The sequence below is a fragment of the Fulvivirga maritima genome (assembly GCF_021389955.1).
Classification (GTDB): Bacteria; Bacteroidota; Bacteroidia; order Cytophagales; family Cyclobacteriaceae; genus Fulvivirga; species Fulvivirga maritima.
Genome location: NZ_CP089980.1, coordinates 1265844 through 1291718, shown reverse-complemented (window position 1 = coordinate 1291718; position 25875 = coordinate 1265844). Strand labels below are relative to the sequence as shown.

21 protein-coding genes are annotated in these 25875 nt (G+C 38.2%); 8 read left to right on the top strand and 13 right to left on the bottom strand.

The features are described 5' to 3' along the window. Positions 1-10: 10 nt before the first annotated feature. Entirely contained in the window at positions 11-1429 is a 1419-nt protein-coding gene (locus LVD15_RS05320) for a DUF4270 family protein (protein ID WP_233779268.1), read from the bottom strand. Next, positions 1413-2216: a glycogen/starch synthase gene (locus LVD15_RS05315; protein WP_233779267.1), complete on the bottom strand. Its 804-nt coding sequence runs from the start codon at positions 2214-2216 to the stop codon at positions 1413-1415. Before LVD15_RS05315 ends, LVD15_RS05320 begins: the two co-directional genes overlap by 17 nt. A gap of 115 nt (positions 2217-2331) precedes the next feature. Between LVD15_RS05315 and panC the strand changes: the two genes are divergently transcribed. The 7 genes from panC to LVD15_RS05280 all read left to right on the top strand — a co-directional run bounded on the left by panC (position 2332) and on the right by LVD15_RS05280 (position 8076). Further along, the gene (panC, locus tag LVD15_RS05310; protein ID WP_233779266.1) at positions 2332-3183 is read left to right on the top strand and encodes a pantoate--beta-alanine ligase; all 852 of its coding nucleotides are present in this window, start codon (positions 2332-2334) and stop codon (positions 3181-3183) included. Between the two features lie 10 nt (positions 3184-3193). Then, the gene (gene panD / locus LVD15_RS05305; RefSeq protein ID WP_233779265.1) at positions 3194-3541 is read left to right on the top strand and encodes an aspartate 1-decarboxylase; all 348 of its coding nucleotides are present in this window, start codon (positions 3194-3196) and stop codon (positions 3539-3541) included. Between the two features lie 6 nt (positions 3542-3547). Continuing rightward, positions 3548-4594 (top strand): lysylphosphatidylglycerol synthase transmembrane domain-containing protein, encoded by a 1047-nt coding sequence (locus LVD15_RS05300; protein ID WP_233779264.1) that lies wholly within the window; start codon positions 3548-3550, stop codon positions 4592-4594. Then, positions 4569-5051 (top strand): D-glycero-beta-D-manno-heptose 1-phosphate adenylyltransferase, encoded by a 483-nt coding sequence (gene rfaE2, locus LVD15_RS05295; RefSeq protein WP_233779263.1) that lies wholly within the window; start codon positions 4569-4571, stop codon positions 5049-5051. Before LVD15_RS05300 ends, rfaE2 begins: the two co-directional genes overlap by 26 nt. A gap of 3 nt (positions 5052-5054) precedes the next feature. Beyond that, on the top strand, positions 5055-5747 hold the full coding sequence (locus LVD15_RS05290; RefSeq protein WP_233779262.1) for a zinc metallopeptidase: 693 nt from the start codon (positions 5055-5057) through the stop codon (positions 5745-5747). Positions 5748-5909: 162 nt separating this feature from the next. Further along, positions 5910-7049, top strand: coding sequence for an acyl-CoA dehydrogenase (locus LVD15_RS05285; protein WP_233780936.1), 1140 nt, complete (start codon positions 5910-5912; stop codon positions 7047-7049). 103 nt (positions 7050-7152) lie between these two features. Continuing rightward, positions 7153-8076 carry a helix-turn-helix domain-containing protein gene (locus LVD15_RS05280; RefSeq protein ID WP_233779261.1) on the top strand — a complete coding sequence of 308 codons (924 nt, stop codon included), beginning with the start codon at positions 7153-7155 and terminating at the stop codon, positions 8074-8076. On the opposite strand, the gene LVD15_RS05275 is transcribed toward LVD15_RS05280, so the two are convergent. The 4 genes from LVD15_RS05275 to LVD15_RS05260 all read right to left on the bottom strand — a co-directional run bounded on the left by LVD15_RS05275 (position 8062) and on the right by LVD15_RS05260 (position 11262). After that, on the bottom strand, positions 8062-8823 hold the full coding sequence (locus tag LVD15_RS05275; protein WP_233779260.1) for a phosphoglycerol geranylgeranyltransferase: 762 nt from the start codon (positions 8821-8823) through the stop codon (positions 8062-8064). The genes LVD15_RS05280 and LVD15_RS05275 overlap by 15 nt on opposite strands. After that, the gene (locus tag LVD15_RS05270; RefSeq protein ID WP_233779259.1) at positions 8801-9187 is read right to left on the bottom strand and encodes a hypothetical protein; all 387 of its coding nucleotides are present in this window, start codon (positions 9185-9187) and stop codon (positions 8801-8803) included. The genes LVD15_RS05275 and LVD15_RS05270 overlap by 23 nt, the downstream gene beginning before the upstream one ends. A gap of 4 nt (positions 9188-9191) precedes the next feature. After that, positions 9192-9560: a phage holin family protein gene (locus LVD15_RS05265; protein WP_233779258.1), complete on the bottom strand. Its 369-nt coding sequence runs from the start codon at positions 9558-9560 to the stop codon at positions 9192-9194. Between the two features lie 121 nt (positions 9561-9681). Continuing rightward, positions 9682-11262: a Na/Pi symporter gene (locus LVD15_RS05260; RefSeq protein WP_233779257.1), complete on the bottom strand. Its 1581-nt coding sequence runs from the start codon at positions 11260-11262 to the stop codon at positions 9682-9684. Positions 11263-11512: 250 nt separating this feature from the next. On the opposite strand from LVD15_RS05260, the gene LVD15_RS05255 reads away from it, so the two are divergent. Next, a complete protein-coding gene (locus tag LVD15_RS05255) occupies positions 11513-13225 on the top strand; it encodes a Na/Pi cotransporter family protein (RefSeq protein ID WP_233779256.1) in 1713 nt (570 codons plus the stop codon). Positions 13226-13228: 3 nt separating this feature from the next. Here the strand turns inward: LVD15_RS05255 and LVD15_RS05250 are convergent, their stop codons facing one another. From LVD15_RS05250 to LVD15_RS05220, 7 genes are all read right to left on the bottom strand, one after another. After that, positions 13229-14419, bottom strand: coding sequence for a M20 metallopeptidase family protein (locus LVD15_RS05250; RefSeq protein ID WP_233779255.1), 1191 nt, complete (start codon positions 14417-14419; stop codon positions 13229-13231). After that, complete coding sequence (locus LVD15_RS05245; RefSeq protein WP_233779254.1) at positions 14420-14932, bottom strand: SPOR domain-containing protein; 513 nt, start codon at positions 14930-14932, stop codon at positions 14420-14422. It abuts the gene before it with no gap. 9 nt (positions 14933-14941) lie between these two features. Then, positions 14942-18301, bottom strand: coding sequence for a preprotein translocase subunit SecA (secA, locus tag LVD15_RS05240; protein WP_233779253.1), 3360 nt, complete (start codon positions 18299-18301; stop codon positions 14942-14944). 67 nt (positions 18302-18368) lie between these two features. Beyond that, the gene (gene dapF, locus LVD15_RS05235; protein ID WP_233779252.1) at positions 18369-19151 is read right to left on the bottom strand and encodes a diaminopimelate epimerase; all 783 of its coding nucleotides are present in this window, start codon (positions 19149-19151) and stop codon (positions 18369-18371) included. An 86-nt stretch (positions 19152-19237) separates the two neighbouring features. Continuing rightward, the gene (locus tag LVD15_RS05230; RefSeq protein ID WP_233779251.1) at positions 19238-19507 is read right to left on the bottom strand and encodes a DUF4834 family protein; all 270 of its coding nucleotides are present in this window, start codon (positions 19505-19507) and stop codon (positions 19238-19240) included. A 24-nt stretch (positions 19508-19531) separates the two neighbouring features. Then, on the bottom strand, positions 19532-22345 hold the full coding sequence (carB, locus tag LVD15_RS05225) for a carbamoyl-phosphate synthase large subunit (protein WP_233779250.1): 2814 nt from the start codon (positions 22343-22345) through the stop codon (positions 19532-19534). A 125-nt stretch (positions 22346-22470) separates the two neighbouring features. Continuing rightward, complete coding sequence (locus tag LVD15_RS05220) at positions 22471-25836, bottom strand: T9SS type A sorting domain-containing protein (protein ID WP_233779249.1); 3366 nt, start codon at positions 25834-25836, stop codon at positions 22471-22473. Between the last annotated feature and the right edge of the window lie 39 nt (positions 25837-25875).

Sequence of the window (25875 nt, the reverse complement as noted above, 5' to 3'; positions counted from 1 at the left end):
TTTTTATTTTTTAGTTCTCAGATGGTTCAGGAACGGTGTAATATAAATGAATATAAACATCATCCTTGTTTACTGCAAATCTATTAACACTCTGTGACATTCCTGCAGGATAAATCGTTAATCGATCATAGTCTGTTAAGTTTCTATCTATTGTGCGTAAATAATGTGGAATGTCAGCCTTATACTCAGTTCTAGTGCTATCATATGTAGATGATAACTGGCTGTTGCTAGCTGCAGATGGAACTGCTAGTAAGGCTACTCTACCATCAAGTAAATTTTCCGTGTTGGTAGAATAATAAGCAATGGATGCCGGCGGGGCAAATGTGCCTTCTAGCTCCGGGTTTTTAAAGAATATCTGAGCTCTTTGTATTACAGCATTTCTGGTAGAATCTGATTGGCCAAAATCTCTTAAAAAAGATAGATCAATATTCGCTACTAAACCTGTTCCACTTTGTACGTATACCTTTTCTCCTAGTTCATAAGGGGTGTAAAAGGAGTTGATAGATGATACACCTGGACCAGACCAAGGTATATTTCTGTTAGGGGAAATATTGTTGTAGTATCGGTTACTAATATTAAAAGCTAAAGAGTTAGCTTCAACATTGCCTTCATCATTAGTTTCATGATAATAAAATCTCAAAGCCGAGCCACCTGAAACAGAATAAGTAATAATAGAATTCCCTGAATTAGACTGTATGGATAGGCCTGCAAAATAGTCTATAAAACTAGTTAAAGAAGAATCTTGAAAGATTGCATCTTCACTTTTAAGTCTATTAAAGAAATCTTCTCCGAAACTGTCATCAAGTCTAACATTATGGTGATATCTATATCTGCCATTGCTATCATAGAAGTTGGCTATTATAGTGGAATCTGCAGGGTCAAGAGCATCTAATTTTGTGTCTTCAACTGTCATAGATGCCGAGTCTGCATACACTGTAAAAGACCTTTGACCTAAAATTTCACCAGTAGCCTGTTCTGAGGCTGTTGAATAAAAAGTGGAGGAATCTATTTCAATTGATTCAGTTATTCTGTGAATAGTGACTTCTAATGGTATATCGTGTAAACCATAAGCAGAGGTTACTCTGAGTTCCATAACCAGAGAATCATAAGTGGCGCTTTCGTCAAAGGTTGATCCGGGGTTAATTCTCGAAGGAAGAATTTCCGCGAATGCTTTTGCTTCAATATGTCCTAACTCAGGATCCTGATACTGGCCTGCTAAGAGTGCTGTTTGTGCGCCGGTGTTAATACTTCCGGTAGCAATACTGTCCAGCCATATCTGAGAGATATGGTCTTTTAGCGGAATTTCCGCAAAAAAAACCCCCAAACTATCTATCGGTTGGAGGCCTACAGTACTGAAATCTTCTTCACAAGAAAAAAAGGTTAGGGCTGAAAGTAAAATCAGCCCTTTGGTTCTAGCCCACAAGTTCATTATATAAGTTGTAATAAGAGTCCGTGAAATTTTCGTCTTTTTCTATCGTTTCTATTTTCTTTTCTTCAGTCTGGTCAAAAAGTCCATTTAAAGATTCGTCTTCTTCAGTCTGAATTACAGCATCAGAAAACTCCATACCTAATTTAATAAATCCGTAGTAATCTGCAGATTGTAAATTAGTAAGCATGCTATCTTCGATGTCCATCATTTTTACCTTGTCAAGCAAGTCATTGTTAAACTTATGCTTGAAACTGTTATTGTAAACAGAAAAAACAGTTTTTGCATCCTTAAATAAAGGATCATTTTTGTAAGTTGTTTTTAAGTACAATGGTATAAGGCTGGTCATCCAGTCATTGCAATGAACAATATCAGGAGTCCATCCTAATTTTCTTACGGTCTCTATAACGCCTTTACAGAAAAATATTGCCCTTTCGTCATTGTCTTCATAGAAATTATTTTCTTTATCATGGAAAACGTACTTTCTATGGAAATAATCTTCATTGTCTATAAAGTATACCTGTAACTTGGCGTTAGGTATAGATGCAACCTTAATTATTAAAGGTTTTTCTTCCTCACCAACTGCTATGTTGATACCTGAGAGTCGTACTACCTCGTGTAAGCGATTTTTCCTTTCATTTATTAAACCGAACCTCGGAACCAGTATTCTGATTTCCATCCCTTTTTCCTGCATAGCCTGTGGCAATTTCCTTACAAATTCTGCAACTTCTGATGTTTGTAAGAAAGGATTGATTTCACTGGCTACATAAAGAATACGAAGTTTTGACATATGTGTATGAGATTTGTTTGCGTAGAATAAGACCACAAAATTACAAAATTTTTGCCGTTTTTCCATATATTATATCTCTAAAAACTTACTTTTGCCCCCGTTTCAAAATGTACTCATGGAGGTTTTTAAGGAGATTTTTCCCCTACAAAGTTACTTACAAGAGCACCGCAAAAGCGGTAAATCAATAGGCCTTGTTCCTACTATGGGAGCCTTGCATAAAGGGCACCTTTCATTAATAAACGAGGCCATTGCTGAGGCTGATGTAGTGGTGTGTAGTGTCTTTGTAAATCCGACGCAGTTTAATAATGCTGCTGATCTGGATAAGTATCCCAGAACTTTAGAAGATGATCTGAAATTATTAGAAGCAGCTGGCTGTAGCGCAGTATTCTGCCCATCGGTAGATGAGATGTATGCTACCCTTCCAGTGGTTAAATTTGATTTTGGAAATCTTGAAAAGGTGATGGAAGGAAGCTTTAGACCTGGCCATTTTAATGGTGTAGGTATAGTAGTTTCTAAGCTGTTTAATATTGTTAACCCTGACTTCGCCTATTTTGGGCAAAAGGACCTGCAGCAATATGTGATTATTGCACAGATGGTTAGTGACCTATCTTTTTCTGTGAAGTTAAGGAGAGTTCCTGTTTTTAGAGAAGCATCAGGGCTGGCCATGTCTTCCAGAAACCGCCGACTTAGTGATGCAGCTAAGGAGCAGGCTACCTCACTTTATAAGGCATTACAGTTATGTAAAGAATATTTGCATAATGGTACCGACCTGGATAAATTGAAAAGAGATGCATGGAAGGTGATGGAGGAGAATGGTGTTCAGGTAGAATATCTGGAAATAGTAGAGCCGGCTACTCTGGAACCGATAGAGAACATTTCTGCCCATAAATCCGTTGCGATATGCATAGCCGCTTATATAGAAGGTGTTAGATTAATTGATAATGAAATTATTAAATTAGATTTTTGATCTTATTTCAATGAATATAGAAGTTTTAAAATCCAAAATTCATCGTGTAAAAATTACGCAGGCGGAACTTCATTATGTGGGAAGTGTTACCATAGATGAGGATTTGCTAGAAGCAGCTAATATGATAGAAGGTGAAAAGGTGCAGATCGTAAATGTAAATAATGGTGAAAGACTGGAGACCTATACTATAAAAGGAGAAAGAGGAAGTGGTATGGTTTGTCTTAATGGGCCCGCCGCTCGTAAAGCGCAGGTAGGAGATATAGTTATTATTATCTCATACGCGCATATGGATTTTGAGGAGGCTAAAAGTTTTGAACCATCAATAATATTCCCTGATGCGAATAATAAACTGCTTTAAGTTTTAATGAATAGCAGAATAAAGAATACATTAAAATATGCCGTTATGATTGGTATAACGGCATTTCTTTTATGGATCTCATTCCAAAATATAGAAGTATCAGAAGGGCAGACCAAATGGAGCTTTTTGCTGAACACCTGGCAAGCCGCTGATAAGAAATTTTTACTACTATCTGCTTTAGCCGCAGTGGCCAGCCATTTAATTAGGGCTGAGCGGTGGAAGCTTCTATTAAAGCCATTAGGCCATGAGCCTACTTTAGGTAATAGCTTTATGTCGGTAATGGTGGGTTATTTTATTAACCTGGCTGTACCCAGAGGAGGCGAAGTATCAAGATGCTATAACCTGTATCGTATAGATAAAACTCCGGTAGATGTTTCATTCGGAACGGTAATAATGGAGAGGATAATTGACCTGATATTTCTCATTATATTACTCACTACATCATTTTTTATAGAATTGGAGAATTTAATTTATTTCTTCAAATCAGATGAAATTGAGAAGTTGACCTCGGCAGGGGGAAGTAGTTTTTCCACTACTTTAATTATAGGTGTGTTATTATTAATAGTGGCTGTAGTGTTATTATTAGTGTACATATATAATAGCAGACGATTTTTGTCTTTAAGATATGTTTCTAAGGCCAAGAAAATAATACAAGGATTAAAGAGTGGCTTAACCAGTATATTTCATTTAGAAAAAAGATTTCTGTTTATACTCTACTCGCTGCTTATATGGGTGTGTTATTATTTAATGATGTACCTGGTGATGCTGGCTTTCCCAGAAACTTCCCATCTTGGAGTATTGGCTGCCCTTACTATTTTCGTTATAGGAGGTATAGCCATGGCGTTACCTTTACCTGGTGGGGCTGGTAGTTTTCACATACTGGTACCCTTAGGCTTGGTGTTGCTTTATAATTTACCTGAAGAAAAGGCCATCCCGTTTACCTTTATATTCCACGGATGGCAGACACTTGTGATTATAGTAGTAGGAGCATTGTCTTTATTTTTAAGTCAGATATCAAAGAAAAAAGGTGAAAACGGAACAGAAAATAGTTGATCTTAATGATCTTCTTGCTTTAAGAAAGTCCTGGAAGGCAAAAGATGAAAAGGTAGTATTTACTAATGGCTGTTTTGATATCCTGCATTTAGGTCATGTAGATTACCTTGAAAAAGCCGCTGCTTTAGGCGATAAACTTATCATAGCTATTAACACAGATGCCTCTGTGAAAAAACTCAAAGGAGATGAAAGGCCCCTTAACGATCAGTATGCGCGAGCCAGACTTCTCAGCGCCCTGGGTTTTGTAGATGCCGTAACCTACTTCTCAGAAGATACTCCGCTGGAACTGATAACTGAAATTTTGCCAGATATTTTAGTAAAAGGAAGTGACTATCTGACAGAGAATATTGTTGGCTCAGATATTGTTATTAAAAGTGGAGGAGAGGTAAAAACCATTGACCTTGTCGATGGATACTCCACAACGGGTTTGGTTAATAAGATTAAAAACGCATTATAAGATATGATTTGGGTAATAATTATCGTCTTTGGTATCCTAAGCTTTGCAGTACAGTCAAGGCTTAAGAGCAAGTTTAAGAAATATTCGCAGGTACCATTAAACAAGAATTTATCTGGGGCCGAGATTGCTAAGCTTATGCTGGCAGATCATGGTATTCATGATGTTCAGGTGGTGTCCGTTCCAGGGCATTTGTCGGATCATTATAACCCGGGTAACAAAACTGTAAATTTAAGTGAAGGGGTGTATCATGGAAGAAATGCAGCTGCAGCCGCTGTTGCTTCTCACGAATGTGGACACGCCGTACAGCATGCTACAGCATATAGCATGTTAGAATTTAGATCGGCCATGGTGCCAATCCAAAATGCCAGTGCTAAGATTTTGAACATTATTATGATGGTGATGCTGTTTGGTGGATTTTTCCTTTTCCAAACATTCCCTATACAGCTGGTATTATTGGTGATCATTGGTGCTTATGGAGTAATGACACTGTTTTCATTAGTTACGCTACCTGTAGAGTTTGATGCCAGTAAAAGGGCGCTAGCTTGGGTGAAAGACCGACACATAGTAGATAATAATGAGTATGGAATGGCTAAAGATGCCTTAAAATGGGCCGCAATGACCTACGTGGTAGCAGCGCTGGGTTCTTTAGTAACATTACTGTATTATGTTAGTATATTCTTAGGAAATAGAGACTAATTCAAGCTTAAAGGCTTAAGATAATGGCCTTTAGTTAGAATTAGTTTATCAAAATAATTGTAAATTAGGAGGGATTGTTATGCATGCATAACAATCCCTCTTTTTTTGTTCTTTGATCACTAAAGGAGGGTAGGATAATTTCTCATGAATAAACTGAATACTATGAATTTTGAATTTACTGAAGAGCAGTTAGCTGTACGGGACGCTGCTCGTGATTTTGCTCAAAATGAATTGCTTCCTGGAGTGATAGAAAGGGATGAAAAACAGATCTTTCCTGCTGAGCAGATTAAGAAAATGGGAGAGCTGGGCTTTATGGGTATGATGGTAGACCCAAAATATAATGGTGGGGGTATGGATTCCATTTCTTATGTCTTGGCTATGGAAGAGATCTCTAAAGTGGATGCCTCTTGTTCCGTAGCTATGTCAGTAAATAACTCACTGGTATGTTGGGGGCTTGAAAAATATGGTACTGAAGAGCAAAAGCAGAAATACCTGACCAGATTAGCTTCAGGTGAGGTGATAGGAGCCTTCTGCCTATCAGAGCCAGAGGCCGGTTCTGATGCCACTAGCCAGCGGACTACAGCAGAAGATAAAGGAGATTATTATTTGCTTAATGGTACTAAAAACTGGATTACCAATGGTAATAGTGCTGAATTTTATATAGTAATAGCACAGACTGATCCTGAGAAAAAGCATAAGGGTATTAATGCTTTAATAGTAGAGAAAGGGATGGATGGCTTTGTGGTAGGTAAGAAAGAAAATAAGCTGGGCATTAGGGGCTCAGATACTCACTCTCTAATGTTTACAGATGTGAAAGTACCTAAAGAGAACCGTATTGGAGAAGATGGCTTTGGGTTCAGGTTTGCTATGACCACGTTGAATGGTGGAAGAATTGGTATTGCCTCTCAAGCCTTAGGTATTGCCTCTGGAGCTTATGAACTTGCACTAAAGTACTCTAAAGAAAGAAAAGCATTTGGAAAGGAAATTAGTCAGCACCAAGCTATACAATTTAAACTGGCAGATATGGCTACTCATATAGAAGCCGCCAGATTATTATGCTTAAATGCAGCTAGTCTTAAAGATCAAGGTAAAGATTTTGTGCAAGCGGCGGCTATGGCTAAGCTTTTTGCCTCTAAAACAGCTATGGATGTAACGGTGGAAGCAGTGCAAGTACATGGTGGTTATGGCTTTGTAAAAGAGTACCATGTAGAGCGTTTAATGAGGGATGCGAAGATCACTCAAATCTACGAAGGGACCTCTGAGATTCAGAAAATTGTAATATCTCGCGAGCTTTTAAAGTAGTTATTCACCGATTATATAAAAAAAGTGATATATTTCTTAGAAAAGTGCATGCTATGATGATTTTATTCATTAAATTTGCGTATTGTTAAAATACAGTAAGTTGATGGAAGATTACAATAAAATAATTGAATCCTTAGGAATTAAGTTTGTAAAGTCCAATAATATAAAGGTATTACACCCCTTCACTATTAAGGACTATCAGGACACAGAGAACACAATTCTAATCCTCAAAAAGGGCGTTGTACGCTACGGAAGCGAGGATGAGTTGCTGACAGAGGGGCATGCACTTTTCATTCCAGCGGTTAGAAATACACCTCTAACTTTTGGTAATGTAGATGACAGAAGTCCAGAACTAACTTTAGAAGAGTTTGGGTATAAGCAGGCGGAATACTTCAGAACACATGTAGATGATCCTTCTGCTGTACCAGTAGCTGATTTTACTTCAATTGTTTTTGAAACAAAAGTTTTTGATACTGTAAACTTCTTTACTGCACTTGATATTCCTCCTTTTGCTTTAGAAAATAGCAAAGTAAATAATATCATTTATGAGATTATTAAGGAGCAAGAAAATAGACTGGAAGGAAACCAGAGAGTAGTGAAGATTAAAACTGAGCTTTTAGTAGTAGAAGTAATCAGACACATTATTGAAAACAGACTATTCGTAGAGCAAATGGCTACTAATAGTACTTATTTCAAAGATCCTCGCTTGATTAAACTCTTTAAGTACATTAAAGATAACCTTTCAGGTGAGTTAACTAATAAGAAGTTGTCAGAAGTGGCTGATGTATCAGAGGACTATGTAGGGCAATACTTTAAAACCCTTACAGGTATTAATCCTCAGGATTACATTGAGTACCAAAGAATGGAACATGCAGTAAACCTGCTTAGAACTACAAAAATGAGTATCAGAGACATAGGTAAAGCCTGTGGATACAAAGATACTGCTTATTTCTGTAGACGATTTAAGATGATGTATGGTATACCTGCTGGTAAAATGAGAAAGAGAGAAACATTAATGAATGTTTAAGCTCTTATTAAAGTCATAAATCTTTTCAGAAACCTCAATCATTAGATTGGGGTTTTTTTCTGCTGCATTGCCTATTACAATCATATCTGCTCCCGCTTCTAGTGATTGTTTTGCCTTGGTGGCCGTGTCTATTCCCCCTCCAACTATCAAAGGCACGTTGATAGATCTATTCACTTGAGTGATCATTTTAGGAGTAATGGCTGTTTTTGCTCCACTGCCGGCATCCATGAAAATTAGCTTAAGACCTAACATTTCTCCTGCCATAGCTGTGCAGGCCGCTACAGAATACTTATCCGGAGGTATGGGAGAGGTGTTGCTCATGTAAGACACTGCAGAGGTAGTGTCTGAGTTAATGAGCATATAGCCCGTAGGCAATATTTCAATACCGCTGTTTTTAAGTATAGGAGCGGCTACCACATGCTGACCAATAAGGAACTCCGGGTTGCGACCAGAAATAAGGCTGAGAAACAAAATAGCATCCGCACTGAGGTCTATGTGCATATTATTGCCAGGAAAAAGGATAGTAGGTATAGAGCATTCCTTTTTTATGGTATTAACAATCTTGCCTACATTGCTTTGTGTAATTAAGCTGCCTCCTATAAAAATATAATCTACATAACACTCTTTAGCCAGATTAAGTAGATTGCCCAGATCAGCGGGTTCTTCTACATTATCCGGATCAATAAGTAGGGCCAGTGATTTCTGTCCTGTAACTTTTCGTTGATTAAGAGTGCTCAGTATACTCATTATTCTCCTCTTCGGTATTGATATTTTGTAGGTATTGAATTAGCTTCTCTTTGGCTATGGCTAATAAGAATACCGTAATTTCAGTTAGTACTACATGACCAACGTTGCTCAACATAGAAGGTTGCTTTTCTATGGTCACTTCACTGGTTTGGTCATTATAATCTTTCTTTTTACTTACTTTTACTTTTTTGCCTCCTCCCATTTTTTTTATTAAATAATAAGAAAGGGCAAAGCCACCGCCTATCACTACTGCGCCGAGAGCAAGGTCTTTACTTCGGTCTACAAATGCTTCAATATCTGCTTTCAAATTATCTCGGTGTTTTTCGGATAGTTCTTCCCAATGTTCCTTTATGCTAGTTGCCATATGGTTATTTACTCTTAATTTTTAGTAGTTCGTTTAGTTTTTTCTCAATTAACTCTCTTAAACCTAGTTGGTTCCTTAATAAGAAAAATATAATGAAAACTATTAAATAAAAGAGTGAAACGATTAGAAAACCGTAAAATATATTTTTCAGTAGATAGCCTAAATAGTAGCCAATAGCGATGTTGAAAAATAGAAGAAAAAAAGATGCAGTAAGCCCTAATAGTACTGTTACTATTGCTTTAGAAAGAAGTGCGGCAAGCTCTTCTTTTAACTCCATTTTAAAAACCTCTACTTTAGATTCTATAAAATCAGTTAGATGATCTATGAGGTTATCTACTTTTAAGAAACTTAATAAGCCTTTCTTTTCTCTCACTTTTAATTTGATTAATAATTAATAGATAAAACCCTGATGTTTTATTGCGTTGCAAGTTAACCAGAATTCAATGAATCATAGTCATTAACAAACTTATGAGGTTTTAGGATGGACTAAGTAATTAATTTTTATTAATTCTGATGAGTTTCTCTGAGAGCGTGACTTGTCCCTTGTTGTTCACCTTTTCTGTTTTTAAAAGGAGCTGCTCTGGTATGCTTATGTAGTAGCGGTATAAAGAAGAGTCGCTTGCTTTTCTGTCATAAAATGTACGGGTGTACACATACACGGAATCATTAGCAAAATCAGCGTCCCAGTTTGGTAATATTTGGGTGATGCAGGTCTGAAATTTTCCTTTTTTATTTTCATCATCCCAGCAAAACCCCGGTTTATTAATAAGGAAGAAGCGGTTGTTGATGAAAAATAATTTTTTGTTTCTATAAATATTTAAAACAGAGCTCTGCTGGATGTCTCCCGGATCAGCCTCCACCCCTGAAGGCATAATCATATTTCGGTTATTAGGCAGTGTCTTTCTAATCACCTTTCTTTCGTAGCTCTTATCTTTTTCTTTTACTAAATAGGTCAGCTCATTAACCTGAGATGCATTCTTATTAAAATAAATAAGTGTAAAAGGAATAAGGAAGAAAGTAAGGATAATATAGATGAAGCCTGTAATTCGGTACTTCATGGTTTGTTTGCCAAACATAACGGCCAGCCTTATAGGTATTCTGCGCATAAAAGGGAACGGCAGAAATATAATTACACCAATAAGGTTAAACAATAAGTGCGTGATGGCAATACTTATTACCGCGTTAGATTTAAAAAGTACAGCAATAAAGGCTGTGATAGTAGTGCCTACATTAGCTCCGAATATAAAAGGAGTTACTTTTTTTAAGGATACTCTGCCCGTGGCTACAAATGGAACCATTAACGAAGTAGTTACCGAGCTGGATTGAACCGCTGCAGTAAGGCCTACCCCCCAGGCAAAAGATTTTAATGATCGGTTGAATACAAAATTTCTTAACTTGTCTTGAGACTCGCCTATGATCATTTTGTAGATCACTTTAGAAAGAATTTTTATAGAGCCAAATAACAGAATAAAGGCTAGTGCCAGGCTGATAAACCCATTGTTGATTTTCTCTACTACATAAGGAGTAATAGGGAAAGCATGGAAGAGCTTAAAGCCATATTCATTAAGAGAACTGTCGGAATTAGTCTCTACCAGCATGTTGGCTATATATTGAGACAAGGAAGAGATAAAGCCATAATAATATTCCAGGGGGAACAGAATCAGCGTGGTTAGTATATTAAAGAAGTCGTGGACCGTGCCGGCAGCTATGGCTCTTCTAAACTCAGTTTTTTTAGTAATAAACCCTAAAGACACTATGGTGCTGGTGAGCGTAGTGCCTATGTTGGCTCCCATAATCATAGGTACTGCTTCGGCAATAGTGATGGCACCGGAGGCTACCAGGGCTACTATCATAGAAGTGCTGGTGGAGCTGCTCTGAATAATAGCAGTAATTAGAAGTCCTATAAAAAGACCAATAAAAGGATTGGAGGTAGCAAATAATATTGACTCAGCTACTCCACGGCCCAGGTGGCTGAAGGACTCGCCCATCATATCTATGGAGAATAGAAATATAAGCATGGCACCTATTATGACCATGGCTTGTTTTACAATATTTTTTCGCTGATTGGGAGACAAAAGTCAAAATTTTAAAAGATGCGAATTTATGGCTTAAAAAAATGAATTCTTCATTCTGAATGTAAAAGTATTGTTAATTCTTGGAAGCGCTTAAGCATTGATATTCATAAATATGGAGCTAATTACTGGTTAAATTCCATCAAAATTGCAATTTTGGCTTATCAATACAATTGAACTTAACATAAACTTAATATTCGATAAGTTTTTAACCACTTGAGTTAACTAACTTTGCGCGGCAAAATTTAACAACATGGAGTATAATTTTTTTGATTTCCTTACTCTTTTAGGATCGCTTGGTTTCTTCATATATGGTATGAAGGTAATGAGTGAGGGGATACAGAAGGTGGCAGGTGGCCGCATGAGGGATATCCTGAGAGCTATGACATCGCACAGATGGGCGGGGGTATTTACGGGTTTTCTGCTTACCGGATTAGTGCAGTCTTCATCAGCTACTACAGTTATGGTGGTAAGCTTTGTGAATGCAGGTTTACTTTCATTAGTAGAGTCAATAGGAGTGATAATGGGGGCTAATATAGGAACCACTATTACTTCTTGGATTATTTCGCTGGTAGGGTTTAAGATGAAAATTGCGGCAGCAGCCTTACCTATTATAGCAGTAGGTACTCCGTTATTATTCGCCTCTAAGGCTAAATTAAAATCATGGGCTGAGGTTATCATTGGTTTTGCTTTATTATTCATGGGACTTGAAGCATTAAAAGATGCTGTTCCTGACTTGAAGTCTAACCCAGAGGTGCTGGAATTTTTGGCGCAATATACAAATGGTAACTACTTCTCTATTTTACTCTTTGTGGTTATAGGTACTATCCTTACTGTAATTGTACAGTCTTCTAGTGCTACTATGGCTCTCACTTTAGTAATGGCTAACCAAGGTTGGATTTCATTTGATCTGGCTGCAGCTATGGTGCTAGGAGAGAATATTGGTACTACTATTACTGCTAACTTAGCCGCTATGGTAGCTAATGTGCATGCTAAGCGAGCAGCACGAGCTCACTTTATATTTAATATATTTGGGGTCATCTGGATGCTCTGCACTTTTAGGGGGTTTTTGAGTGGAATAGAATGGTTTATGGTAGATGTAAGGGGAGGAACTTCACCTTTTAATGATCCTGAATCAGTACCTTTAGCACTATCTTATTTCCATACTACGTTTAACCTTATCAACGTATTACTACTTATAGGCTTTGTAAATAAAATAGCTGATTTGGTTACCCGAATGGTGAAATCAAAAGGAGATGGAGAAGAGTTTAGACTAGAATATATTTCTACCCCTTTATTATCAACACCGGAAATATCTCTGGAAGAAGCCAGAAAGGAAATAGCCAAGTTTGCTGATCTTACTAAGAGAATGTCTGGTTATGCTCAGAACCTTCTTAAGAAAAAGAAGAACAAGGAGCGAGGCAAGATGATGCGTAAGATTAAGAAGTATGAGGAAATTACAGATAGAGTTGAGGTTGAAATAGCTGATTATCTATCTAAATTATCTACCTCTAATCTTAGTAATGAGGCTTCACTCCGCCTTAGGGGAATGCTTTCTATCATAAATGATTTGGAAAGAATAGGAGATCTTTTTTACCAGATGTCATTAACAATTGAAAGAAAGAGTGATGGTAAAAACTGGTTCTCAGACGGACAAATAGAAAATTTGGCAGGTATGCTGGAGCTGGTTGATGAGGCTTTTGATATAATGATCAATAACCTGAATATAGATTACTCTAAAGTGACCTTGAACCAGGCTATAGAAAAAGAAGCTGCTATCAACAAGAAGCGTGATAAGCTAAGGAAAAAGCATTTAAAGAATATTGAGAAGGGAGATTATGATGTGATGAGCGGAATAGTATATGCCGACTTATATAACCTTATAGAAAGGGTTGGTGATCATATCATAAACGTATCTGAAGCTATTACTGGCGAGCTGGCCAGAGATGAAGAAGATGAAAGCTAGCAGTTATTCTGCTAGCTCTTTTAATGCTAACCAGGCCATAAGCCCGGCGCCTATTTCTAAGGCGTCTTCATCAATATTAAAAGTAGGTGTATGCACATAAGAAGTGATGCCTTTGGCTTCATTTCTTGTGCCTAACCTATAAAAGCAAGCAGGTATTTCGTGTGTGTAAAACGAAAAATCTTCTGCTCCCATCCATAGATCAAGGTCTACTACATTTTCTTCTCCTAAGTACTCCTCAGCAGCCGTTCTTGACTTTTTAGTTAACTCAGGATCATTTTCCAGGTAAGGGTATCCTTTTGAAATTTCTACTTCACAGGAGCCGCCCATAGATTCGGCTATGCCGCTGGCCATTTTAATTATTTTTTCATGAGCATCAGCTCGCCATGTTTCATCCATAGCTCTAAAGGTGCCTTCTACATTTACCTCGTTAGGAATGATGTTAGTAGCTCCATCAGCTATTACTTTACCAAATGTGAGTACGGTAGGCGTTTTGGGGCTGGCATTTCTGCTTATCACCTGCTGCAGTGCTACAATAATGTGAGAAGTAATGAGCACAGGATCTACTGCCAGTTCAGGAACAGCGCCATGGCCTCCCTTTCCTATTACCTTTAAATATATTTCGTCACAGCTGGCCATATACATGCCTTCACGAAAGCCTACTTTACCTACAGGTATGAGAGGCATAACGTGCTGACCATGAATATTCACAGGTGCAGGATCTTTCAAAACACCGTCTTTTATCATTAAAGAGGCGCCACCAGGGTTTTTCTCTTCTCCTGGTTGGAAGATAAGCTTCACAGATCCTTCAAACTCATCTTTGAGCTGAGTAAGTATTTTAGCAACTCCCAGTAATGAAGCGGTATGCGCATCATGACCACAAGCATGCATTACTCCCTCATTTTGAGATTTATAATCAATGTCATTAGCCTCCTTAATAGGGAGAGCATCCATGTCTGCACGTAGGGCTATTACTTTTTTAGAAGGATTCTTACCTTCTATAACAGCGGCAAGGCCGGTGCCAGCAATGCCCTCTTTAGGCGTGATGCCCATTTCCTTTAACTGAGCAGCTACATATTTAGCCGTGTTAAACTCCTGATAGGAAAGCTCCGGGTTAGCATGTAGGTGCCGTCTGATGCTTATTACATCCTGCACATTTTGCTTTGCCAGTTCCTTAACTTTTTCTTTTAATGACATTTACTGTATATATATTCTTTCAGGAATAATTAATGCTCCGGGGAATTTCTTTCTTAATTGAGCATAGGGTTTCTGAGCTTCAAGTTTAGAGTAATACTTGCCTACTTTTACCTTGAAATTAGGCTCATCGAATTTTAAAGAAGGGTTAGCCTCTGGTAGTACAGAAAAAACCTTACCTCTGGCCAGTCTGGCATCTTCTCTATTGGTGCCTGAGTATACCTGAATTGTAAAACCATCTATATATCTGGTGTTACTTCTGAGACCATCAATCTCATCTAAAACATTGTTTAGAGGTTCAGTTACATCATTTGTGGGCTCAATGTCTACATCAGCATAGCTTTCATTAGCCTGAGCGATGGTGTCATGCTTTTCTACAGGCTTTTCATAGACAGGCCTATAGGCTTTTAAATCCTCTTTATACACCTCTCCTGATGACGAAGAGGTGCTTGTCTTAGGACTACATGCTGATAGCAAGGCAAAGCCAACCAAGCAGTAAAGAACAGTTTTTTTCATAGTTATTGCTTATTCCTCAACCAGTACGCACTTATTATTTTTGATGTCTTCTTCTACTTTTTTGAATTTCACATCTTTAACAATGCTTCCATCCATATATTGAACCGTTACCTTATCATTTCTACCTACAGTTCTTTCTGCTTTAATAGGCATAGTTTTTTCGGCAGGAGGTCTGTTAGCGCTGGCTTGAGCCTGAGCATTGCTGCCTCCACTTAATAAGGATTTAGATTCATCTTTTTGCTCCTTCAGTTTTTGCTTTCTCTGAGCTCTGGCTTCTTGCACGTCTTGAGCCTCCTGAACAGGAAGATCTGCCTTAAGAAGGAATGAAATGGTGTCTTCATTTACCTTAGCAATGAACCTTTTGAATAATTCAAATCCTTCGAATTTATAAATCAATAAAGGATCTTTTTGCTCGTATACCGCATTCTGAACACTTTGTTTCAGATCATCCATTTCTCTTAAATGATCTTTCCAAAGCTGGTCAATAAGGGCTAGTGTTACCATTTTTTCCATTGAGCGAATCAGCTCTCTGTTTTCAGTAGCAACACACTTTTTAAGGTTAGAAGATACTCCGATTTGTCTTTTGCCATCAGTAAAAGGAACCAAAATATTTTCAATAGTTGCTCCTCTTGTTTCTTCAATATCCTGTATGATAGGGAAGGACCTTTTAGCAGTCTCTTGGTTTTTCCTTTTGTAATGCTCTAAAGCCTGGTTATAAAGGTCATCAGCCAGTTTTTCTGATGATACTTTCTCAAACTCTTCTTTGCTGATTTCAAAATCAATGCTTAAAACACCTAGCACGGTAAGTTTAAAGCTTTCATAGTTACCAGCTCCCTTGGTATTGAGTACAATATCTTCGCAGGTATCGTACAGCATGTTCATGATGTCTAACTGTAATCTTTCTCCGAAAAGGGCGTTTTTCCTTCTGGTGTAGATTACCTCTCTTTGAGAGTTCATTACATCATCATATTCCAGCAATCTTTTACGTATACCAAAGTTATTTTCTTCAACTTTTTTCTGAGCTCTTTCAATGGATTTAGTTACCATGGAGTGAGAGATTACTTCTCCTTCTTCCAGGCCTAAGCGGTCCATCACTTTAGCTATTCTCTCAGGCATAAACATCCTCATCAGGTTGTCTTCCAGAGATACGAAGAATTGAGAAGAACCAGGGTCTCCTTGTCTACCAGATCTACCTCTAAGCTGTCTGTCTACCCTTCTTGATTCATGTCTTTCTGTACCGATAATAGCTAAACCACCAGCAGCTTTAGACTCTGCTGATAACTTAATGTCAGTACCTCTACCAGCCATGTTTGTAGCTATGGTTACGGTACCTGGTTTACCCGCTTCGGCTACCACTTCTGCTTCTCTCTGGTGCTGCTTGGCGTTGAGTACCTGGTGTTTAATCTTACGCATATTAAGCATACGACTTAGTAACTCAGATATCTCTACCGAGGTAGTACCTACCAGTACAGGACGCCCTGCTTCGGTGAGTACAACTATTTCATCTACTACAGCATTGAATTTTTCTCTGATGGTTTTATACACCATATCTTGCCTGTCGGCTCGGGCTATTGGTTTGTTTGTAGGTATTACTACTACGTCCAACTCATAAATTTCCCAGAACTCACCAGCTTCTGTTTCTGCAGTACCCGTCATACCAGCTAATTTGTGGTACATACGGAAATAGTTTTGTAATGTAATGGTAGCGTAGGTCTGTGTGGCATCTTCTACCTTCACATTTTCCTTTGCTTCTATGGCTTGGTGTAATCCGTCAGAGTATCTTCTTCCGTCCATTACACGACCAGTTTGCTCATCTACAATTTTTACTTTTCCATCTACTATGATGTACTCTGTGTCTTTTTCGAAGAGCGTATATGCTTTTAATAATTGGTTCACTGAGTGGATCCTTTGAGATTTCTCAGCGTAGTCCTTAATCAGTGAATCTTTCTTGCTTACTTTATCTTCATCAGAAAGAACTTCATCTTTTTCAAGGTCAGCTATTTCAGTACCTATATCAGGCATGATGAAGAAGTTAGGATCTTCACCTTCACCTGTAATCAGGTCAATACCTTTTTCAGTAAGTTCTATACTGTTATGCTTTTCATCAATAGTGAAGAACAAAGGATCATCCGCCTCAGGCATCATTTTTTGATTATCCTGAAGGTAATAGTTCTCAGTTTTTTGTAAAATCTGACGAACACCAGTTTCACTTAAATATTTAATAAGAGGTTTATGTTTAGGAAGACCTCTGTAAGCACGGAATAATGATAATCCGCCTGCTTTTTCATCTCCTTCACTTATCAGTCTTTTAGCCTCAATTAAATACTGAGATACTAGTTTTCTTTGAGCCTCTACTAGTTTGCCAATACGTGGTTTTAGGTCATAAAACTCGTGCTCATCTCCTTTAGGTACCGGCCCGGAAATGATCAAAGGTGTTCTGGCTTCATCAATAAGTACTGAATCTACCTCATCCACCATAGCATAGTGGTGTTTTCTCTGAACTAGTTCTTTAGGGTCACGAGACATATTGTCACGTAGGTAGTCGAAGCCAAACTCATTATTGGTACCATAAGTGATGTCTGCATGATATGCCTCCCTTCTTTCATCAGAGTTAGGCTCATGCCTGTCAACACAGTCTACGGTTAATCCATGGAATTCAAAAATAGGAGCCATCCATTCGCTATCACGCTTAGCCAGGTAATCGTTTACCGTAACTATGTGAACGCCTCTTTTTGCCAATGCATTTAAGAAGGCGGGGAGGGTTGCTACTAAAGTTTTACCTTCACCAGTAGCCATCTCAGCTATTTTACCTTCATGTAGCACTATACCACCTATGATTTGCACATCATAGTGTAGCATATCCCAGGTGATTTCATTGCCAGCTGCCATCCACTTGTTATGCCAGATAGCCGTTTCGCCCTGAATTTCTACGTTTTTCTTTTTGGCAGAAATGGATTTATCCAGCATAGTAGCTGTTACTTCCATTTTGCCGTTTTCTTTAAACCTACGAGCAGTCTCTTTGATTATAGCAAAAGCAGTAGGAAGTACAGTCTTCAATACTTTTTCAAGATCCTTATTTCTGTCTTCCTCCAGTTTGTCAATTTTGGAGAAAATTTCTTCTTTGGTGTGAATATCCAAGTCAGGATTATCTTCAGTCTGCTGATGAAGGTCTGCTATCTGATCATCTATAGATTTAAGAGAGGAGTCGATTTTATCCTGAACTTCTCTGGTTTTTCCTCTCAGTTCATCATCACTTATATTCGTTAGCTGAGCATATTCTTTGTTGACTTCTTCAACTATTGGTATCAATTTCTTAATATCCTTTTCGGACTTGGTACCACCAAACACTTTTGTTATAAACTTTAACATACTTGCTCTTAGTTACAATATTTTCTGTGCCTAAAGTTAAGGCCTTTTATACTAATTATTTATTAAATTATTTATCCAATTCAATAGAGCCTTTAAAAACCTCTTTGGCTGGGCCTAAAAGATAAACATCGGAGAAGCTCATATCTTCATTTTTATTAAACTCAACGCTTAAATTACCACCTTTGGTGTTTACCTTGATAGGAGAGTTGAGCTCTTTGGTGCTAGAGGCAAGCGCAGCTGCTGTAACACCGGTACCACATGATAAGGTTTCGTTTTCTACTCCTCTTTCATATGTTCTTACAAATATTTCATCAGCACCGGTAATTTCTACAAAGTTTACATTTACGCCAGCAGATTTGAAGAGGCCTCCGTTTCTTATGGCCTTGCCTTCATCATATACTCTGTAGTTATCAATATTGATTACATACTTAATAAGATGCGGGGAACCTGTATCAACAAATATACCATCTGCCATAAGCCTGACATTTTGTACATCAGACATTTTTAGTCTGACTTCTCCATTATCAAGTATCTCAGCAAAATGGGCTCCATCGAAAGCCAGGAAGTTAGTGGTAGAATCTATAATTCCCAAGAATTTAGCGAAGTTAACCGCACAGCGGCTACCGTTACCACAGAGACTCTGGCTACTGTCAGGGTTGTAAAAAACCATCTCAAAGTCATATTCTTCATGATTTTGGATGAGTATAAGGCCGTCTGAGCCAATACCAAACTTACGGTCGCACAAGAAAACGATCTCTTCTTTAGTGAGTTCCAGCTGAGGATCACGGTTGTCTATAAGAATAAAATCATTACCTGTGGCCTGGTATTTATAAAAATCAATTGATGTCATAATGTCTAAAAATTAAAAAACCCCGTTCTTATCTCCTTTGAGGAGACAAAACGGGGTATAAATTACTAAAATTATCTATAAATAACTTATTCTTTTACCTCTTCGTAATCTACGTATTCTCCTCCTTTGAAGTCATTTACGTCTTTATGGGAATTATTTTTTGGAACATAATCAATATTAACATCACCGTTTTGCCTGTAATTGGCTGATTGTGTGTGGTTATAGCTTCTGTTTCCATTTCCACTGCGCTGGTTGGCAGTAGACCCACCAGCTAAAAACTTTATGATCATACCAAATACCTTATTGATAAGGTAGATGATAAGACAAGCAATTATTACAGTTTTTAAAAATCCCATATGCTTTCTATTTAAAGTAACAACCTATTTACTTAAATATAGGTTTCTTTCTGAATAGATCTTTAGGAAGAAATCATCCATAAGATCTTCAATAAAGTAGATAGCCTCTCCGGTAGATTTCATTTCAGGTCCTAACTCTTTATTTACGTTAGGGAACTTCTCAAATGAGAACACCGGCTCTTTTATAGCATATCCTTTTTTCATAGGGCTGAAAGTAAAGTCTTTTACTTTTTTCTCCCCTAACATTACTTTAACGGCATAATTCACATAAGGTTCGTCATACGCTTTACAAATGAATGGTACCGTACGAGAAGCTCTAGGGTTAGCTTCTATAATGTACACTTTATCATCTTTTATAGCGAACTGTATGTTTATAAGACCTACTGTATTAAGTGCCAGGGCTATTTTTTTAGTAAAAGCTTCTATTTGAGCTATTACCAAATCACCCAAGTTATACGGTGGTAATACAGCGTATGAGTCTCCGGAGTGAATACCAGCAGGCTCTATGTGCTGCATAATACCTATTATATAAACATCTTCACCATCACAAATGGCATCAGCTTCAGCTTCTATAGCGCCATCCAGGAAGTGGTCTAGTAATACTTTGTTACCAGGGATGTTTCTTAATATGTCTACTATGTGTGATTCCAGCTCTGTTTCATTGATCACAATTTTCATGCTTTGACCTCCTAATACATAAGATGGTCTTACCAATAGCGGGAATCCGATATCTTTTGATAACTCAATGGCTGTTTCTGCATCTTCCGCTACTCCAAATTCTGGGTAAGGAATGTCATTCTCTTTCAAAATATTAGAGAAACTACCTCTGTCTTCAGCTAAATCCAGAGACTCGAAGTTAGTACCTAGTATTTTAATTCCATATTTCTCAAGCTTTTCAGCCAGTTTCAGAGCGGTTTGTCCGCCGAGCTGTACTATTACTCCTACAGGATTTTCCTGAAGAATGATTTCATAGATATGCTCCCAGAATACAGGCTCGAAATATAGCTTATCGGCCACATCGAAATCAGTAGATACTGTTTCAGGGTTACAGTTGATCATGATGGTTTCATAGCCACATTCTTTAGCAGCCAGGATTCCGTGTACACATGAATAGTCAAACTCTATACCCTGACCAATTCTGTTTGGTCCTGAACCTAGTACAATTACTTTCTTTTTATCAGAAACCTTAGATTCGTTTTCCTGATCGAAAGTAGAGTAATAATATGGTGTTTGAGCTTCAAACTCGGCAGCACAGGTGTCTACAAGTTTGTAAACTCTGTTAAGGCCAAGCTCTTTACGCTTGTTAAATACTTCACTTTCCAGGCATCTCATCAAATGACCAAGTTGTCTGTCAGCGTATCCTTTTTCTTTAGCTTCTTTAAGCAGGTCAAAAGGAAGTGTATCTATGGTATGTTTCTCTATTTCGTCTTCTAGCAGAATAAGTTCTTCAATCTGGTTGAGGAACCATTTGTCTATTTTGGTGAGTTTTTCAATGGTTTTGAAAGAAACCCCCAATTTAAAGGCGTCATAGATATGGAATAGTCTGTTCCAGCTAGGGTGCTCCAGACTTTCTAATATTGCTTTTTGATCTGTAAGCTCTTTGCCATCCGCTCCCAGACCATTTCTTTTTATTTCTAATGACTGACAGGCTTTCTGAAGGGCTTCCTGGAAGTTTCTTCCAATACCCATAACCTCTCCTACAGATTTCATAGAGAGACCTAAGTGTCTGTCAGAACCCTGGAACTTATCAAAGTTCCATCTAGGTATTTTTACAATTACATAATCTAATGCTGGCTCAAAGTAAGCAGAAGTAGTGCCTGTAATGGCATTGCTTAGTTCATCCAGGTTATAGCCAATAGCCAGTTTAGCCGCTATTTTAGCAATAGGATAACCAGTAGCTTTAGATGCCAGTGCTGATGATCTTGATACCCTTGGGTTGATTTCAATTCCTATTATAGAATCATCATCAGGGTTAACAGCAAACTGAACGTTACAGCCTCCTGCGAACATTCCTATTCCGTTCATCATTTTAATAGCGAGGTTACGCATTTCCTGATAAACGGTGTCAGGCAAGGTCATGGCAGGTGCTACCGTAATAGAGTCTCCTGTATGAACCCCCATAGGGTCAAAGTTCTCGATAGAACAGATGATGATAATATTACCTTTATTATCTCTCAGTAGCTCTAGCTCGTATTCTTTCCATCCAAGGATACTTTGCTCAATAAGTACTTCATGAATAGGTGAGGTATGTAGCCCGTGAGTAAGTGCTTTTTCAAACTCGTCGGGTGAGTTTACAAAACCTCCTCCAGAACCTCCTAAGGTATATGAAGGCCTTATTACTAAAGGAAAGCCGATCTCTTGTGCGATTTCCTTTCCTTGTAAGAAAGAAGTGGCTGTTTCACCTTTACATACATTAACCCCCAGTTCATTCATCTTTAATCGGAACTTCTCACGATCTTCTGTAGTTTCGATCGCATCGATGTCTACCCCGATTATTTTTACTCCATAATGATCCCAAAGTCCAGCTTTCTGGCATTCAATGGCCAGGTTAAGCGCTGTTTGACCTCCCATGGTGGGTAGTACAGCGTCAACATTATGCTTTTCAAGGATTTCTTTAATGGATTTTTTAGTGAGTGGCTTGAGGTAAATGTGGTCTGCAGTGACCTTGTCAGTCATAATCGTTGCCGGGTTGGAATTGATCAGAATGACTTCTATACCTTCTTCTCTTAGTGAACGAGAGGCTTGTGATCCCGAATAATCGAATTCACATGCTTGTCCAATAACAATAGGTCCGCTTCCAATGATTAAAACCGACCTGATGCTCCTATCTCTTGGCATTTAAAAATGTTTGTGTGGTTTGCGAAATATGCTTTTGTATAAATTGGCACAAAGTTAAAGCAAAAACCTTAGAATCAAAACCACATTTCGCCTACCCCTGTTATTCTATTATTTTATATGGCTATTTATTGACTAATAATTATTTTTCTGGTTACAGATCCTTTTTCGGTAGAGATATTTACCAGATAAATACCAGAAGGCTGATTACTGATGTCAATGGTAGCAGATAAGCTATAACTTCCGCCTTCAAATTCATTTTGGTAGATATTTTGTCCCTTACTATTAAACATTTTTAATGTTAATTGATCTAAAGGCAATGAATCTATTATAGACAATGAGAGTGTACTTCTAGCCGGATTAGGGTAAAAAGTTAGCTCTTGGAAATTGAGCTCTTCATCTACAGATGCAATAGCTTCTGTTTGCACCTCAAAATCATCAATGGCCCAGCCCCAGCCATTTATTTCACGGTCAGACAGCAGCCTGAATCGAATAATCACATCATCACCATCACTGAAGTTTCCTGATCTGGTCATATTTACCACTCTGTATTTGAATAATGATTCACTTCCATCTGCTGAGTTAGAAAAAGCCTGACTCCAGTCAGAATTAATTTTTGAATCATACCCTTCCACGAACGGATGCCATGTAGTACCGCCATCTGCAGAACCTTCTATTACCACATAATCTCTGTAGCTGGCATCTCCTGGTACGCCCGAAGAGTTGGGCTCTACCAATACTACTTCTTTGAAACCAATTAGTGGCCTGTTGGCATCAATAGTAATTGGAGTCTTGAGTGTGTAAGTGAAGTTACTACTATCTCCTATTCCAAAGCCAGTGTAATAAGGATGCACGGATTGGATCAGTGGTGAGCTAAAGTCTCCGGCATCAGTAATTTCAAAGAAGTTGCCAATAAAATCGTCTGCCGATGAGCTGCCATTGAATGAATAGGAAGCGGCAGGGCTACCAAAGTTGAGATAGGTAACATTGAAAAAAGTATCCTCTGATGGCAGGTAGGAGATATTAGCTTCAGGCTCATTGTTATCAAAAGCTATGATTCTATATTGAAAGGTTTCATTTAGCTCCAGACCTTCAAAGTTTAATATTGCCTCATAAGTATTGGCAGCATTAGCATCGAACTGAAATACTGTGATAGGCTCTCCATCTTTAAAAAACTCTATGGCCACGCTATCTACCTCATAATTATCAGTAACCTCAGTGAGTACAGAAAAGCCTAAGTTCTCTAAAATATAATTTTCAAAGTTATGTCTTATCTCTGGTCCTTCGCTGTCGGTTTGTATTTCTAAATCATCAATAGCCCAACCCCAGCCGTGTGCAAATTGATCAGCATGAAGTCTAAATTGAATCAGGATTTCTTCACCGGGCTCGAAGTTGCCATCACCTAACATGTCAATAATGTGTTCCGAATACATAGATGACGTTCCCTGTGTGGTGGAATTATTGTCTGCATCCATGTTAGCATTATAATCTGAAAGCCATTCTGAGTTAAGACGGCTGTCATAGCCATCAGTAAAAGGAATCCAGGTACGACCGCCATCATTAGAGCCTTCAACTACTACATAATCATAAAAGTCGCTTCCACCAAAACTGGAGCCAGTTTCACCAGGCTCTACTAACACTACTTCACGAAAAGTAATAGTAGCATCTTGATCATTTAAAATAATGGGTACGCGCATCATGTATGTATAGTCGCTTTCAAGATTAGTTCCTGTACCATCTAGGTAGGGGTGATCAGAGTGAATGGCGCCATTGGAGAAGCCTGAAGGAGTACTAATTCTAAAATTGTTACTAACAAAGAAATCATCAGAAGGGCTGTTGAAATCATTTCGGTATTTTACTACTGAAGGAGCCAAAGCTACTACTGGTATTGAGATGTTTCCGCTGGCGGGGTAATTCGCACTATTTGCTGTTCCTGCCTGGTCTACTGCTGAAATATTGTAATTAAAAATATCTCCTTCTTGTAGGTTTAAAGGTGTAAGGTTTACTGTCGCTTGGTATAAGCTGTCAAATTCATCAACTAATACAAATGTTGCTGTTTGGTTTGCTCCTCCATTTACATTGTAGTTAACTATAACCTCTTCTAATGGAAGGAAATCTCTTACTACTGCTTCAAGAACCAGTTCATTATCGGTATCCCTTACAAAGCTGGGGCCTTCATGCGTTATAATAGGGGCATCAGTATCATAATCACTTCTAAAAGAATAGAAAAAATCTGGAGCTAATGAGGGTTTATAGAAGGTTCTGTCTAAGTCATCATTTACGGTGATGTAGTAACTGTATAAAGTCCCTTGCAATTGGAGTGAAGGGATTACAGCTGAAAATTCATTGGAATTACCGGTTGGGGTCATTGTCACTTCTTCATCTTCAGAGGTAAAAGCATCTCTTGAATAGTGGAGCTTAACGCTATTAGCATCATACCCATTGTCACTGGAGATGGAGGCTACTACTTCATAGTTGTCCGCATTAATATCTTCGGTATTAGGTAATTGTGTATGATTGATGTAAGTGTAAGTCCAGCCCATATCAGTAAACATATCCATAGTTATAGGGCCAGGAGATTGCATAGTCTCTTGCGGACCTATTTGAGGAGTCATTAGAGCATTCTCTGTATTGTTGTAAGTGCTTTCATCTAAGTGAGCTATGCTGGAACCAGGGTTCCAAGTTTCTGGGGCGTAAAGTTTTATGTCTCCATGGTTAGCCATAGCTATGGGAGAGTTAAAATAAACGCTACCATTGGTTACGGCGCTTCCCAATTCACTTGAGAAGTTAGGGTGAACATCCATTAAAGATTCCATGCTGGCATTAGCTACATAAGTATCAAAAATAAAAGGGAATACCACACTTCCTCCTAAACCATAGCCTGCAATACCTTCTTCATAGGCGAAGGAGTCTACAAAACCTAGTCCATGGCCTATTTCATGTAAAACCACAGACACCAGATCATACTGACTTGCTGCGGGATTTCCATCTGTGCCCAAGTACCAATTAAAATCGCTATTGAAGTTAGCTACTATATCAGCGCTTTCAGGATCATTCAGGTCTTGATTGGCCATTTTTTCTGCCAATGCTACAGGGTACCAAGTGTCTGGTCTTAGTGCACCTTCAAAATTTCTAAAGGCATTATTCCATCCTGCGCTACCTAGCACATTCTCACCTAAAGGTCTCCAGTATGCATCTATTTTTATTGTAACAGAAGAGTTTAGTAAAGTAGCCCAAATGTCTACTGCTCTTTGGAATGCTGCTCTGGCTTCTGGGGTGAAACCGCTACCATAGTTAACTTCTATATTGGCGGAGCTTTGCCGGGCGTTGCCAGGGGCCTTAGGTGGTAATATTCTTACCCCGCTACTCACATCAGTGGCGTAGCAAATAATTTCAAACTTCTGGTTGAGCTGGTCCATTTTTTGTGAATAGACCTCATAGCTAGAGGTGAAAACAAAAATGGAAATCAAAATAAATGGTAAAACTTTCTTCATACACTTGCCATTAAAAAACATTTAGTATTCAATATAAGA